The organism is Polaribacter batillariae, from assembly GCF_017498485.1.
Classification (GTDB): domain Bacteria; phylum Bacteroidota; class Bacteroidia; order Flavobacteriales; family Flavobacteriaceae; genus Polaribacter; species Polaribacter batillariae.
In genome coordinates, this window is the sequence record NZ_CP071795.1 from 1,479,271 (window position 1) to 1,493,775 (window position 14,505).

Here is a 14,505-nt window from a genome sequence, read left to right on the forward strand (position 1 = left end):
AAAAAATATGGCTCTTTACAAAACATTAACGGTTAACAAAACTACTAAAGTACTGATTTGGAAGATTGAAGAATCGATACCAGATTTAAAAAACGGCGTTTCTCTTTCTGAAAGTAGCTCAACTCGTTTGAACTCAATGAAATCGGAACTACACCAAAAAGGATTTTTAAGCATAAGACATCTGTTAAAAAAAGTAGGTTACACAGATTTTGATTTGGTTTATGACGAATTTGGAAAACCCCATTTAAAAGACAGAAAGTTTATTTCCATTACACATTCGTTTACCTTTACTGCCCTTATTATTTCTGATGATTTACATGTTGGTATTGATATTGAAAAACAACGCGATAAAATTTTAAAAATCGCTCATAAATTTACACCTCTCGAAGAGTATAAAACCATTGCAAACCATGATGCTTTGATAAGCAAATTAACCATTGTTTGGGGTGCCAAAGAGAGTTTATACAAAATTTACGGAAAGAAAAAACTACTTTTTTACACCATATTTATATTGAAGATTTTAAGTTTGAAGACGAAAAAACTACGGGAGAAATTCGTTATAATGGAGAGCAAACTGCTTATAATATTCAGTTTTTAGAGTTTGAAGGCTTTACTTGTGTGTTTGCGTATTAAAAATAATGTTAAAGTATTAAATGAAAAAGTTACAAAGTAGTTTTTCTTTTCAAGTGAATTTTGAGGAACGAAAAATTTGTATCGAGAAATCTCTAAACTCTTAAAACTTTCTACTTTACTCAAGGCAACAAAAAATTGTATTTTCGCAATTGTGAATATCTACCAAAACATCTTACAGGCAAAAAAAGAAGGCAAAAAATTATTGGCTGTTTTAATTGATCCCGAAAAAATTAATTTAGAAAATTTACCTTCTTTTCTTGAAAAAGTGCATCAATCTATTGCTACTCATATTTTTGTGGGTGGTAGTACCGATAAAAACAATCAAACAGAAAAAGTAGTTTCGGCAATAAAAAGTATAACGCAGTTACCAATTATACTTTTTCCTGGTAATGTTTCTCAAATTACACATAAAGCAGACGGAATTCTATTTTTAAGCTTACTTTCTGCCAGAAATCCTGAATATTTAATCGAGCAACAAATTAAAGCAGTTCCTTTTTTAAAAAATTCAAATTTAGAGATTTTACCCACTGGCTATATTTTAATCGATGGGCAAAAAGAAACTGCCACGCAAAAAGTAACTAGCACAAAACCAATTGCACAAAAAAACAAAACATTGATTGTAAACACTGCTTTGGCTGGTGAATATACTGGCAAAAATCTCATTTATTTAGAAGCCGGTTCTGGAGCCAAAGTGCCTGTGGACGAAAGTATTATTAACATTGTAAAAAAAAGTTTAACTATTCCTTTAATTGTGGGTGGTGGCATTCGCTCTAAAAAACAATTAAATGCAACTTTTAATGCTGGCGCAGATTTGGTAGTTATTGGCACTGCTTTTGAAGACAACGAAAGCTTTTTTAACGATTTAAAAAAGTAGATTCTCTTTATCATTCCTGCCTTTTGACTTCACTAAAAATAAACTCCAGCAAAAATCCATAATAACTTAGCTAAAAGTTCTCGATACATTTTTTTCTCATTTCAATCGAAAAAATCACTCGAACTAACAGAATGTATTAAATTTACAACTTATAAATAAAACTCGATGTCAGAAATTTTTAATTTCTTTTTTTCTCAATATAAAGAATACGCCACCATAGATATCGTACTCGAAATTATTGCTGTTGTTTTTGGTTTTTTATCTGTTTGGTTTTCGAAACAAAATAAAATTTGGGTGTTTCCTACTGGAATGATAAGCACCGTAATTTTTGTGTATTTATTATTAAAATGGGGACTTTTAGGAGACATGATGATAAATGTTTACTACTTTATAATGAGCGTTTATGGATGGTATGTTTGGACACGTAAAGTCGATGATACACACGTAACGCCCATTTCTTGGACAACTGCTAAAGAGAAAAAAACAGCGATTGCCATCTTTTTTGCCACTTTATTGTTTGTTTTTATCGTTTATAAAACATTCGATAAATGGACAGGTTGGGTGGCTTATATAGATACAATTACTACCGGAATTTTCTTTGTAGGCATGTGGTTAATGGCAAAAAGAAAAGTAGAAAACTGGCTTTTTTGGATTGTTGGAGACTTAATTTCTGTACCTTTATACTTATATAAAGGATTTACCTTTACAAGTTTTCAATATTTCGGATTTACTTTTATTGCCATTTTTGGTTATTTCGCATGGAAAAAGAACTTACACAAACCCAAATCAACATCGTAAAAGTTGTTTTATTTGGGCCAGAATCTACAGGAAAAACAACTCTTTCACGCCATTTAGCAAGGCATTACAATACGGTTTGGGCTCCTGAATTTGCTCGTGAATATTTGCAAAATAAATGGAACAACGAACGTAAAACTTGCGAAAAAGACGATTTGTTACCCATCGCAATCGGACAAATAAAACTAGAAAATTCGCTCGCTAAAAAAGCAGACAAAATATTAATTTGCGATACAGATTTGTTAGAAACAAAAGTATATTCTGAAGAATTTTATGGTGGTTTTGTAGATGATCAATTAAATGAAGCAGCAGATAAAAACGAATACGATTTGTATTTACTAACCTACATAGATACTCCTTGGGAAGCAGACGATTTGCGTGACAGGCCAGAACAGCGTTTAGAAATGTTTAATGCTTTCGAAAACGCATTAAAAAAACACAACAAAAATTATATTTTATTAAAAGGTAATAAAGAAACACGTTTAAAAAACGCCATAAAAGCCATTGATAAAATTCTAAAAGAAAAGAAAGGTTTGCATTCGTTTTCTGATTCTTTACGAGATGTAGATATGCATTTTTTGCATCAAAACTCAGAGGGCTTTAGTGCTAATTTTAATTATTAAGAAAGAAGATTGCTTCGTTTTTAGAGTCATGAGCCAATACTTGATTGTAATTGCGAAATAAAATTAATTGTATTCCTGTCTCCTCGAGCGCAGTTGAGAGGTTTTAATAGTTCTCGACTGCGCTCGAACAGACAGTTATCTTATTTATGAATAAAGAAAACATCATAAAAGAATTAAATTTTAAGGCCATTAGAAGTTCTGGCGCTGGCGGGCAACACGTAAATAAAACGTCATCTAAAATTGAATTGACCTTCGATTTAGAAAATTCTGAATCGCTTTCCAATAATGAAAAAGAGCTTTTAAAAACGAAACTTTCATCAAAATTAACGAAAGAAAATACGCTGGTGCTATTTTGCGAAGAAACGCGTTCTCAACATAAAAATAAAGAAATTGCCATAAAACGTTTTTTGGAATTGATTAAAACAAATTTAATTCGTCCTAAAAAAAGAATAAAAACAAAACCAAGTAAAGCTGCTATTAAAAAAAATATCGAAAAAAATAAAAAAACTGCACTTAAAAAAGCACTTCGAAAAAAGCCAAAGTTAGAGTAAACAAAAAAGAGGCTATCACAAAAGTAAGTTTACCTGTTATTTTTGAGCATTACTAAAATTAAAATATATTTTGATTGAAAGTAGCTAACGAAGTTATCGAAAATATAAAATTCAACAAATAAGATTTCTCTATTACAGTCGAAATAACAATTTTAATACTTTCGAGACAGCTTCTTTCTAATAAACTTTGTAGAAAATAAAAAATTTCTTGAAACTAACCATCCTCGAGACATAGCTACAGAGGTATTTCGCTGGTTTCATTGTTACCTAAAAAGGTCAAAAAACCAAAATGCTGTATTTAGATTTCCGTTTTCACGGAAATGACATTTTAAACGAAAAACCTCGAAACTGAGCCTCGAGGAATTATTTTTTGATTTAAATTTCTAATATTTGACGAATCATTTGATTGGTAAATCCCCATTCGTTGTCGTACCAAGTCATTACTTTTAATAAATCGCCATCGACAACTCTTGTCATACTTAAATCTACTGTAGATGCAAACGAACTTTTAACAATATCCGAAGAAACAATAGGCTCGTAAGTTGTCGCTAATACTTTTTTGTAACGATCTGTTGTGGCTTCTTCTTCTAAAATTGCATTCACTTCTTCGACAGTTACTGTTTTTTCTGTAACGAAAGTCATATCTGAAATAGAACCTACTGGAATTGGCACTCGCAATGCAACACCATCGAACTTATTGGCAAATTGTGGCAACGCTTTTGTGGTTGCAATTGCAGCGCCTGTAGAAGTTGGCACAATATTCGCAGCTCCAGCTCTGCCCATTCTATAGTTCTTTTTAGAAACAGAATCTACCATGTTTTGTGATGCTGTATAAGCATGAACCGTTGTCATAATTGCTTTTTTAATTCCTATTCTTCTACCTAAAACCTCTACAACCGGGCTAATATTATTTGTTGTACAGCTTGCACAAGAAAAAATACTGGTTTTACCAGCTTCAGAATTTACACCGTGTACAATTGTAGGTGTATCTGCACTTTTTGTAGGTGCAGAAATTACAACCGTTTTTGCACCTGCAGTGATATGTTTGGCAGCATCTTCGCGATTTGTAAAAAAACCTGTACTTTCAATAACAATATCGATATTGTTTTCTTTCCAAGGTAATTCTTCTGGATTTCTATTAGAGTAATAATTAATTTTTTTACCGTCTATAATTAAATGATTCTCGTCATGAGAAACTTCCTTTTCGTAAACTCCATAAACACTGTCGTACTTTAATAAATACGCAATATTATCTGCAGTAACCAAATCGTTAACTGCCACAACTTCTAATTCTGGTGTGTCTAGTATTACTTTTAAAGCGGCACGTCCAATTCGTCCCATTCCATTAATTGCGATTCTTTTCATGTTTGTAAATTTTATTATTTATCTGTTAAGCATCCTTTGTCGTTATTTCTTTTCAGAAATTACAAATAATAGCGTAATTTTGCGTCGCTCTCAAAAAGGGGTGCTAATTTAGTTGGCAGTTTTTTAGTTGGCAGTAAGCAGTTAAACTGCAAACTGCATACTGATGGCTGAATACTGGAAAAGGCTGAGATCATACCCAAAGAACCTAGAACAGATAATGCTGTTTAGGGAAATTCGAACTTAACTAAATTATTTAGTTGTTAGTTCGAGTGCAGTCGAGAATTATTAAAACCTCTCTACTGCGCTCGAAGTGATATTTTAAAACTAATAATTTATAAGTTTTTAACGAAGTTATTCAATATTAATTATAAGAATAATTACCTCTTTTTATTCGTTTTATTTTTTTAAAATGAAAAAAATATCCATTTTTTTATTCTTGTTTGCAAGTATTGTTGCAAACGCCCAATCGTTTAGGTTTTCGGGAAAAATTGTCGATGAAAACAAAAATCCGTTATTTGGTGCAACCATTTTAGTGAAAGAAACTAAAAAAGGAACAGCAACAGATTTCGATGGAAATTTTAGTATTAACCTACCAAAAGGTGTTTATACGATACAGGCTTCTTTTGTTGGTTACAAAACTATTTCCGAGAAAATTACCATTATAAAAGACGAAGAGTATGTAATTCAACTAAATACAGATGCAACCCAATTGGGTGAAATTTTGGTTTCTGCAGTTCGTGTAAATACAGATGTACCTGTTACTTTTTCGAACTTATCTAAGAAAGAAATTGCAAAACGTAATTTAGGGCAAGACATTCCTATTTTAATGAATTATTTGCCAAACGTAGTTTCATCTAGCGATGCTGGTGCTGGAGTTGGTTACACTTATATGAGCGTTCGTGGTTCTAATGGCGAACGAATTAATGTAACTGTAAACGGAATTCCTTACAACGATGCAGAAAGTCACGGTTCTTTTTGGGTAAATTTAGGCGATTTTGCTTCTTCTACTCAGAATTTACAATTACAACGTGGAGTAGGAACTTCTACAAACGGCTCTGGTGCTTTTGGTGCAAGTTTAAATATTTTAACAGATGCCGTTTCAGAAGAAGCTTTTGGAGAAATTTCAAATTCTTTTGGTTCTTTTGCGACCAGAAAACACACGGTAAAATTTAGTACAGGAAAACTAAATAATAATGTAGAAATTGCTGGACGTTTGTCTAATATTTATTCAGATGGTTATGTAGATAGAGCTTTTTCTGATTTAAAATCGTACTATTTACAAGGAAGTTATTCTGATGAAAATACGTTGATAAAAGCCATTACTTTTGGTGGAAAAGAAAGAACGTATCAATCTTGGTTTGGTTTAACAAAAAAACAATTAGAAGAAGACAGAAGACAAAACCCTTATACCTATGAAAATGAGGTAGATAATTACGAACAAAATCATTATCAATTGCACTGGAATGAAAAAATTAACGAAAACTGGTCTACAAATTTAGGGTTGAATTACACCAAAGGTTCTGGATATTTCGAGCAGTTTAAAGAAGATGAAGATGTAAGTGATTTTGGCGGAATTGTAGAAGCTACAAATGGAAATGGCGAAACCGATTTAATTGTTAGACGTTGGTTAGATAATGATTTTCATGTCGTAAATTTCAGCACAAATTATAAAGCAGAAGGTTTAAATTTTGTTTCTGGAGTTTCGTATTCTAAATATGATGGAGATCATTTTGGGGAAGTAATTTGGGCAAAACAATTTGGTACAAATGCCAATATTAGAGATCGTTATTATTTTTCTGATGCCCAAAAAACAGATTTTTCTGCTTTCGCAAAAGCAACTTTCGATGTGAGTGAGAAATTAGGTGTTTATGTAGATTTACAAGGTCGTTTTGTAAATTATCAAACCAAAGGAATTACTTCGGATATTGTGCCTATTGACGTTGATGCCGATTTTAATTTCTTTAATCCGAAGTTTGGTTTTACTTACGAAATTAACAACGACAACAATTTATACGCCTCTTTTGCAGTGGCAAATAGAGAACCAAATAGAAACGATTTCGAAAACGGAGTTACAACACCAGAGACTTTACACGATTACGAATTGGGTTGGCGTTTAAAAAAGGAAACTGTAAAATTAAATACCAATATTTATTATATGAATTATAAAAATCAGTTAGTTTTAACAGGTGCTTTGGATGATGTTGGCGCTCCAGTGAGAGCAACCTCTGGAAATAGTTACAGGTTAGGTTTAGAAATAGATGCAGATATTACGCTTTCAGATCGATTTTCTATACGCCCAAATGCGGCATTTAGTAGTAATAAGAATCGAAATTTTATTGCTTCTATTGCAGGAAGTTTAGAGAATTTAGGAAAAACAGATCTTTCTTTTTCGCCAGAAGTAGTTGTTGGAAACATTTTTACTTACAAACCTTTAGATAATTTACAATTCTCTTTACTCTCTAAATACGTTGGAAAACAATTAATGAGTAATTTAGGAAGTCGTGTTTCTAATAACGACGTTTTAGATGCATTTTTTACGAGTGATTTGAATTTTGTGTATCAAATTTCGCCGAAAAGAATCTTTAAATCAATCGTGTTTACTGCATTAGTTAATAATATTTTTAATGCAGAATATGTAAACAGAGGGTATTATTACACCTACGATTATTCTGATGGAAATGGAAATACAATTACAGAAGATGGCGCTGGTTATTACCCACAAGCCACAAGAAACTTCTTAGTTGGCGTAACTTTAAAGTTCTAAAACCTACTAAAAGAGGCTGTCTAAAAAATAACAAATCCTTTTAAGTGAAGTCGAAAAATCTAGATATTCAATAAATAAGATTTCTCCATTACAGTCGAAATTACATTTCAATTTTTTTTAGGCAGCTTTTTTTTACTTTTTATGATATTCACTTGGGCTTTTTCCATATTTATTTTTAAATATTTTACTAAAATGGCTCACATCTACAAAACCCGTTTTTGTAGCAATTTGCGTGATATTTAAGTTACTTTCTTCTAAAAGCCTTTCCGCCAATTTTAATTTCGATTTTATAATGTAGTCTTTTATCGAAATTCCTGTTTGTTTTTTCACATAAATACTAATGTAATTGGCAGACATGTTAAAGGTATTGGCTAATGCTTTAATTTTTACTTTATCTGCATCAAAAAGATGCAATCTTATGTATCTTAAAATGTTTTCAATTTTTTCTTTTTCCAATAAAATTGGGTTCGATACATAATCTACATTAGAAATTAAATTTCGAGAAACAATTAATAAAAGAGCACCAAACAACTCTAAAATAATATTTCTACTCCGTAAATTAGGGGATTCCAACTCCGTTTTAATCATTTTATACAAGTATAACAATTGCTTTTTATCTTCTTGGTAAGCTTTTATGCTTTTATCAGAAATTGAAGAATTAAAAATAATCGATTCTAACTGAGCTTTTAACTCTTTGTTTATTATACTAAAATTTGTTTTCTCTAAAAATAATTGTTCTGTAAATTTTAAAATTCCAAATTTAGAAGGTGCTTTTACCAAAAATTCGTGTTCGTCTTTGGGTGTTAAAAAGAAAACATCTCCTTTTTTATAAGCAACAGCGCTATCGTTAAACACATGTTTTCCTTTTCCTTTTAAGATAAAGGTAAGTTCGTAAAAATTGTGTTTGTGCTTTGGATATCCCCAAGTTTGTTTCGCTTCAAACTCAATAACATCAATCGATTTTAAAATAGTAAACCTTTTCATCTCACTTTAATGGTTTTATACAAATATACAATGAATTTGTACAACATTAACCCTACACTTCTACGCTAATTTTGTAGAATAATTATAAAAGAAATAAATTTTAAAAAATGAAAACATTATACAAAACATTTGCGGCCATTGTACTAATAACATTTTCGGTATATGATGCTAAAAAAGAAGAAGCACCAGAAAAAAAGAAATTAAGTAGCGAAATACAAAGCAGAAAAAGCTATTGGCCAAATGGTGCACAATTGGTGATTTCGGTTTCTATGCAATTTGAAACTGGCGGACAACCAGAAGGCGCAGAAAGTCCTTTTTCTGGAAACCCGTTACCAAAAGGCAATCCAGACATGCCTGCAGAAAGTTGGTTTCGTTATGGAGCAAAAGAAGGGGTTTATAGAATGTTAGACCTTTGGAAAAAACACAATATTTATGTTACTTCTCACGTCGTTGGCGAAGCCGCTATAAAATATCCAGAAGTTGCAAGAGCCATTGCAAATGGAGGGCACGAAATTGCTGCCCATGGAATTGCTTGGAAAGATCAGTGGAATTTAAGCTATAAAGACGAACTTAATTTTATAAAAAAAGGAATTGATACTGTAGAAGCAATTACAGGTAAAAGAGGTCGTGGTTACAACGCAAACTGGTTGCGAAGAGGCCCAAATACTTTAAAGGTGTTACAAGAATTAGATTTCTTATACCACATAGACGATTTAAGTAGAGACGAACCATTTATTACAAAAGTTAGAGGAAAGAACTTTGTAGTAATGCCTTACACTTTAAGAAATAACGACATTGTAAATATCGAAGGAAAACACTGGAGTCCAAATCAGCATTTGGCACAATTAAAAATGGAATTCGATCAATTATATAAAGAAGGGGCAACAAAAAGACGCATGATGTCTATAAGCATGCACGATAGAATTGGCGGAACTCCAGCAGTTGTAAATGCAGTTGACCAGTTTATACAATATGCAAAAAAGCACAAAGGTGTTGTATTTATGCGTAAAGACGAGATTGCAAATATGGTAAAAAACGATCCAAATACACCAGAAGATAATTCGGAATTTAAGTTTAATAATTAGAAGCTAAGAATCTGCTTTTATTACTTAATCTTTTTGCAGAAATAGCAAAAAGGATTTCAAACACAGCGTTTGTCTTGAGCGAAGTTAAAAAGTTCAATCGGGGCTGAAAATCAAGAAAATCAAATAAAGTAATTGCTAAAAACAAACACAATGAAAACACAGTTATACACATTATTGCTCATCATTTCTCAATTTGTAAATGCGCAAAGTAAATTGCCTTTTCAATTAGAAAAAGATTGGGAACTTACAGGGTTCAAAAACCCAGAAAGTGTTGTCTTAGACACAAAAAACAACGTTTTATATGTTTCGAATATAAATGGTGCTCCTACAGAAAAAGATGGAAATGGTTATATTTCTAAAGTTCGTTTAGATGGAAAAATATTAGTTGAAAAATGGATTACAGGTTTAAATGCACCAAAAGGATTGGTTATTTTCAAGAGAAAATTATATACTACAGATATTGATGAGATTGTAGAAATAAAAATAAAATCTGGCAAAGTAGAAAAATTTAAAGCTAAAGACGCTACTTTTTTAAATGACATTACCGTTGATAAAAAAGGGAATGTATATGCCAGTAACACTTTTGGTTTTAGCGGAATTTACAAATTACCTAAAAAAGGAAATAGAACCGTAGAACTTTGGTTAAAAGACAAAAATTTAAACATGCCAAATGGTTTATACGTTTCTAAAAACAAATTATTTGTTGCTAATTGGGGTAAAAACATGAATCCAAAAACTTATGAAACTACCACAAACGGAAATTTACTAAGTGTCGATTTAAAATCTAAAAACATAAAACCGATTACAAAACCTATTGGCAACTTAGATGGTTTAAGTGAAACTTTACACGGTTTTTTACTAACAGATTGGTTGGCTGGCGAACTGTTATATTATTCCAAAAAATTAAATACAACAACAAAGGTTATCAACCTAAAAAAAGGAAGTGCCGATACTTTTTTCGATAAAAAAACGAAATCGCTTTTTATTCCTTTAATGTTAGATAACAAATTGCTGAAATATCATTTTAAAAAATAAAATTATGAAAACAACTCCACAACAAACAGGTTTTGCCTTGCTTCGTATTGCAATGGGTGTTAATTTTTTAGGGCATGGTTTGGTGCGTTTTTCTAAATTAAACGGATTTAAAGATTGGATGGTTACCACATTTCAAGATAGTATTTTACCAACTTTTATGGTTTCAACCTGGGGAAGTGTTTTGCCTTTTTTAGAATTTACAGTCGGGCTTTTATTAATCCTTGGGTGGTTTACCTACAGAGCAAGTATTACTGGAGCAATTGTAATTATTATTTTAATAACCGGTTCGTGTTTAATAGAAAAGTGGGAGTGGGCAGGAATGCAAATGATTTATGCATTGTTCTTCTATTTTATTATAACTAATATCGATAAAAATAAAATTTCTATGGACACTTTAATCCACAAGAAATAATGAAAACAACAGAAATAAACAAAAAAGGAAACTGGAACTCCTTTTGGACAGAAGACTTAAAAGAAGCATTAAAAACAGCAGAAAATAACGAAAATGTTGGCGAACATTTATTGTTAGAAACAGAAACTTTTAAAGTTTGGAACATTCGATTATTGGCAGGAAAATCGTTGCCCTTTCACAAACATTGCAAACCATACTTTTACACAGCAATTACAGAAGGAAAATCTAGATCTTATTATAAAGATGGTCGTATTGTTGAAACTGAGTATCAAAAAAATGACATCAAATATTTTCCACATTTAAACGAACAAAACTATTTTATTCATAACCTAGAAAATATCGGAAAAAACACAATAATATTTACCACTGTAGAATTCAAAGAAAAATAGATGAACAAAAAATATAAAAATACCATACTTCATTCTCTTTTAGTTGGATTAATTGCGGCTATTGTTATTGTAATCTCTGGTTGGCTTTCTATAAAAGCATGGGTTGTATTTTTTGCGTGGGCGAACTATTTTTTACACAATTGCAACATGAAAAAGTCTTTTAAAATGTTAATCGCATTTTTTATTGGTATTTTTATTGCATTGCTAGGAAATTACCTTATTGTTTACTTAAAAACATTAATAGCACAACCAAGTTTCGATTTATATGTTACTGCATTCGTAGTTTTTTGGATTGCAACGCTTCTTATTTTTTTAGAAATTATAGAAGGTTGGGAAGAATTTATTGCCGCAACTTTTTTAGGAACAGTCTTATATTTTGCCTCAGAAGCAACAATAACAACCATTTTTTCCAAGCTATTTATACCTTTATTAATAGGTATTTTTGCGGGCTATATTACAATAATTAGTAGAGAAAAATTAACAAAAATTTTAAATTAAAATAATATGAAAAACACACTTTTTACACCTTATGATATGAACGGAATTTCTTTAAAAAAACCGTTTTTTAATGGCACCAATGACCCGTTCAAGAGCATCTCAACCTGGTGATATTCCCAACCAATTAATGGCAACATATTACGGGCAAAGAGCTTCTGCTGGACTTATAATTACAGAAGCAACACAAGTTTCTTTGCAAGGAATGGGCTATGCAAAAACACCCGGAATTTATACAAAAGAACAAATTGAAGGTTGGAAATTAATTACAGACGAAGTGCACAAAAAAGGAAGCAAAATCTTTTTACAATTATGGCATGTTGGCCGTGTTTCGAGTTCTAAAGTAAATGGCTTACAACCTATAGGACCTTCTGCAAAAATTGCAAAAGAAACGAGCGTTTATATTTTTGATGGCGCCCCAAATGGAGATGCAACTTTTGTACCTGTAGAAACACCAAAAGAAATGACACAACAAGACATCAATCAAGTAATTGAAGAGTTTAGAGTTGGTGCAAAAAATGCCATAGAAGCAGGTTTCGATGGTGTAGAAATTCACGGAGCAAATGGGTATTTAATCGACCAATTTCTAAGAAGTAATTCTAACGAAAGAAACGACGAATACGGAGGAAGCAAAGAAAACAGAGTTAAACTTTTAACTGAAATAACAGAAGCTGTTGCCAAGGAAGTTGGAACCGAAAGAACAGGCGTTCGTTTGTCTCCTTTTATTAGTTTTAAAGACATGAACGATCCAGAAATTTTAGAAACCATACAAATTGCCGCGAAAGAATTAGAGCGCATTGGCGTTACTTACATTCATTTGTGTGAAGCCGATTGGGATGATGCTCCAGAAATTCCGAATGATTTTAGAATTCAATTAAGAAAAAATTTTAGCAAAACAATTATTGCAACAGGAAACAAAACTCCAGAACAAGCCAACGATTTATTAGGTAAAAATTTAGTTGATTTGGTTGGTTTTGGTAGAAAATTTTTAACAAATCCAGATTATCCTAAGCGTGTTGAGTTAAATGCCGAAATGAATGAAATTAGCGACGACCATACTTTATTTGGTGGTGGAACTGCAAGAGGTTATACAGATTATCCTTTTTTAAATTAATCCATTTATATTAAAAATAAAAGTGACCAACACCAAAATTTGGTGTTGGAGCTTTTAAACAACTCTTTTTAAGAATAACTATTTTTACCTCTTTAATACTTTAATTACCAGAAAATTACACAAAAACTCAAATTAGTTACACCATTTATTCCTGTAAACCTTAAAATGAAACATAAAATATTACAAATAGGTCAAATTGATTTAAGTTTTCATAAAGTAGCTGCTGCAGTTGTACTTAATTATTTCGATTCTATTGGGCAACAATACCAACTACATACTGCACCCCATGAAGAATTATTTAAAGAATATAGAGAAGGAAAAATAGATTTGGTTTTAGGTGCCTGGTTGCCATCTTCTCATGGAAAATATATTGAAACTGTGGCAAAAACAACTGTAAAATTTTCTACATTATACAATCCGTTTTGTATTTGGGGAGTTCCAGATTATGTACCAAAAACACTTGTAAGTTCTATTAATGACATTTTAAAACCCGCAAATGCAGAAAAATTTAATAAAACCATTCAAGGAATTAATGAAGGTGCAGGGATTTCTAGATTTTCGAGAAATATTATAAAAAACTATGGTTTAGACACCTTAGGTTTTAAGTTTAAAAACGGAACCATACAAGATTGTACAAATGCATTTATAGAAGCTCACAAAAGAAAAGAATGGGTAATTATTCCTCTTTGGAAACCACAATTTCTTTTTTATTCTTATTCTATAAGAGCTTTAGAAGAACCTAGAGGCTTATTAGGTACTGTTGATAATGCTACCATTATTATGCATAAAAATGCAGTGGTAAAACTAAAACCCAAAGCCTTAAAATTTATTAAAAAAATAAAACTAGGTAACCAAATGGTTACAGATTTAGATTACCAATACCAAGTATTAGAAAAAGATGTATTTGAAATCTCAAAGGATATTTTAAAGATATGGAACTAAGTACGCCAGCCATATTATTTGGTTCTATTAGTTTACTACTGTTAGCTTACAACAATCGTTTTACAACAGTTGCAAAATTTATAAGAGAGCTTTACGAGAACAAAAAACATTGTAACGACGATCAAATAAATTACCAAATTCCTATTTTAAGAAAGAGAATTTGGGTAATTCAAAGAATGCAAATATGCGGAGTTATCGGTTTTATTCTTTGCACCGGTTCTTTATTTGCTTTGTTTTTTGAAAATCAACTTGTGGGCAAATTATTTTTTACAGGAAGTATTTTATGTTTACTCGTTTCTTTATTACTTGTTTTATGGGAACTCTCAATATCTACAAAAGCTTTAGATATTATGTTAAACGACGCTCAAAAATTTAGAAAATAAACAACATACTATTTTTTTACTAAAAATATACTTGTAAAATTAATTATAAACAGCATCATTA

The 14,505-nt window shown here is 31.2% G+C and carries 15 protein-coding genes and 1 pseudogene; 14 read left to right on the forward strand and 2 right to left on the reverse strand.

The features are described 5' to 3' along the window. Positions 1 to 7 precede the first annotated feature (7 nt). The 5 genes and pseudogenes from JL193_RS06450 (at position 8) to arfB (ending at position 3,476) form a co-directional block, all read left to right on the forward strand. A pseudogene (locus tag JL193_RS06450) lies at positions 8 to 633 on the forward strand (4'-phosphopantetheinyl transferase family protein). A gap of 148 nt (positions 634 to 781) precedes the next feature. Further along, entirely contained in the window at positions 782 to 1,507 is a 726-nt protein-coding gene (locus JL193_RS06455) for a phosphoglycerol geranylgeranyltransferase (protein WP_207973409.1), read from the forward strand. A gap of 165 nt (positions 1,508 to 1,672) precedes the next feature. After that, the gene (gene pnuC / locus JL193_RS06460; protein WP_207973004.1) at positions 1,673 to 2,305 is read left to right on the forward strand and encodes a nicotinamide riboside transporter PnuC; all 633 of its coding nucleotides are present in this window, start codon (positions 1,673 to 1,675) and stop codon (positions 2,303 to 2,305) included. Then, entirely contained in the window at positions 2,266 to 2,925 is a 660-nt protein-coding gene (locus JL193_RS06465; protein WP_207973005.1) for an AAA family ATPase, read from the forward strand. The genes pnuC and JL193_RS06465 overlap by 40 nt, the downstream gene beginning before the upstream one ends. A gap of 146 nt (positions 2,926 to 3,071) precedes the next feature. Then, a complete protein-coding gene (gene arfB / locus JL193_RS06470; RefSeq protein WP_207973006.1) occupies positions 3,072 to 3,476 on the forward strand; it encodes an alternative ribosome rescue aminoacyl-tRNA hydrolase ArfB in 405 nt (134 codons plus the stop codon). 375 nt (positions 3,477 to 3,851) lie between these two features. Here the strand turns inward: arfB and gap are convergent, their stop codons facing one another. Next, positions 3,852 to 4,841, reverse strand: a complete 990-nt coding sequence (gap, locus tag JL193_RS06475) for a type I glyceraldehyde-3-phosphate dehydrogenase (protein ID WP_207973007.1) — start codon at positions 4,839 to 4,841, stop codon at positions 3,852 to 3,854. Between the two features lie 409 nt (positions 4,842 to 5,250). Here gap and JL193_RS06480 point away from each other — a divergent pair, with 409 nt between their 5' ends. Then, entirely contained in the window at positions 5,251 to 7,605 is a 2,355-nt protein-coding gene (locus tag JL193_RS06480; RefSeq protein ID WP_207973008.1) for a TonB-dependent receptor, read from the forward strand. A 132-nt stretch (positions 7,606 to 7,737) separates the two neighbouring features. Here JL193_RS06480 and JL193_RS06485 read toward each other — a convergent pair whose 3' ends face one another. Continuing rightward, positions 7,738 to 8,589, reverse strand: a complete 852-nt coding sequence (locus tag JL193_RS06485; protein ID WP_207973009.1) for an AraC family transcriptional regulator — start codon at positions 8,587 to 8,589, stop codon at positions 7,738 to 7,740. A 107-nt stretch (positions 8,590 to 8,696) separates the two neighbouring features. On the opposite strand from JL193_RS06485, the gene JL193_RS06490 reads away from it, so the two are divergent. The 8 genes from JL193_RS06490 to JL193_RS06525 all read left to right on the forward strand — a co-directional run bounded on the left by JL193_RS06490 (position 8,697) and on the right by JL193_RS06525 (position 14,444). After that, positions 8,697 to 9,674 (forward strand): polysaccharide deacetylase family protein, encoded by a 978-nt coding sequence (locus JL193_RS06490; protein ID WP_207973010.1) that lies wholly within the window; start codon positions 8,697 to 8,699, stop codon positions 9,672 to 9,674. Between the two features lie 150 nt (positions 9,675 to 9,824). Next, positions 9,825 to 10,709, forward strand: coding sequence for an SMP-30/gluconolactonase/LRE family protein (locus JL193_RS06495; protein WP_207973011.1), 885 nt, complete (start codon positions 9,825 to 9,827; stop codon positions 10,707 to 10,709). Positions 10,710 to 10,713: 4 nt separating this feature from the next. After that, positions 10,714 to 11,121, forward strand: coding sequence for a DoxX family protein (locus JL193_RS06500; RefSeq protein WP_207973012.1), 408 nt, complete (start codon positions 10,714 to 10,716; stop codon positions 11,119 to 11,121). Next, the gene (locus JL193_RS06505) at positions 11,121 to 11,510 is read left to right on the forward strand and encodes a hypothetical protein (RefSeq protein ID WP_207973013.1); all 390 of its coding nucleotides are present in this window, start codon (positions 11,121 to 11,123) and stop codon (positions 11,508 to 11,510) included. The genes JL193_RS06500 and JL193_RS06505 overlap by 1 nt, the downstream gene beginning before the upstream one ends. Next, on the forward strand, positions 11,511 to 12,008 hold the full coding sequence (locus tag JL193_RS06510; protein WP_207973014.1) for a DUF1097 domain-containing protein: 498 nt from the start codon (positions 11,511 to 11,513) through the stop codon (positions 12,006 to 12,008). It abuts the gene before it with no gap. Positions 12,009 to 12,078: 70 nt separating this feature from the next. After that, complete coding sequence (locus JL193_RS06515) at positions 12,079 to 13,119, forward strand: alkene reductase (protein ID WP_207973015.1); 1,041 nt, start codon at positions 12,079 to 12,081, stop codon at positions 13,117 to 13,119. 165 nt (positions 13,120 to 13,284) lie between these two features. Beyond that, positions 13,285 to 14,061 (forward strand): glycine betaine ABC transporter substrate-binding protein, encoded by a 777-nt coding sequence (locus JL193_RS06520; protein ID WP_207973016.1) that lies wholly within the window; start codon positions 13,285 to 13,287, stop codon positions 14,059 to 14,061. Beyond that, positions 14,052 to 14,444, forward strand: coding sequence for a DUF2721 domain-containing protein (locus JL193_RS06525; protein WP_207973017.1), 393 nt, complete (start codon positions 14,052 to 14,054; stop codon positions 14,442 to 14,444). The genes JL193_RS06520 and JL193_RS06525 overlap by 10 nt, the downstream gene beginning before the upstream one ends. Positions 14,445 to 14,505: the final 61 nt, after the last annotated feature.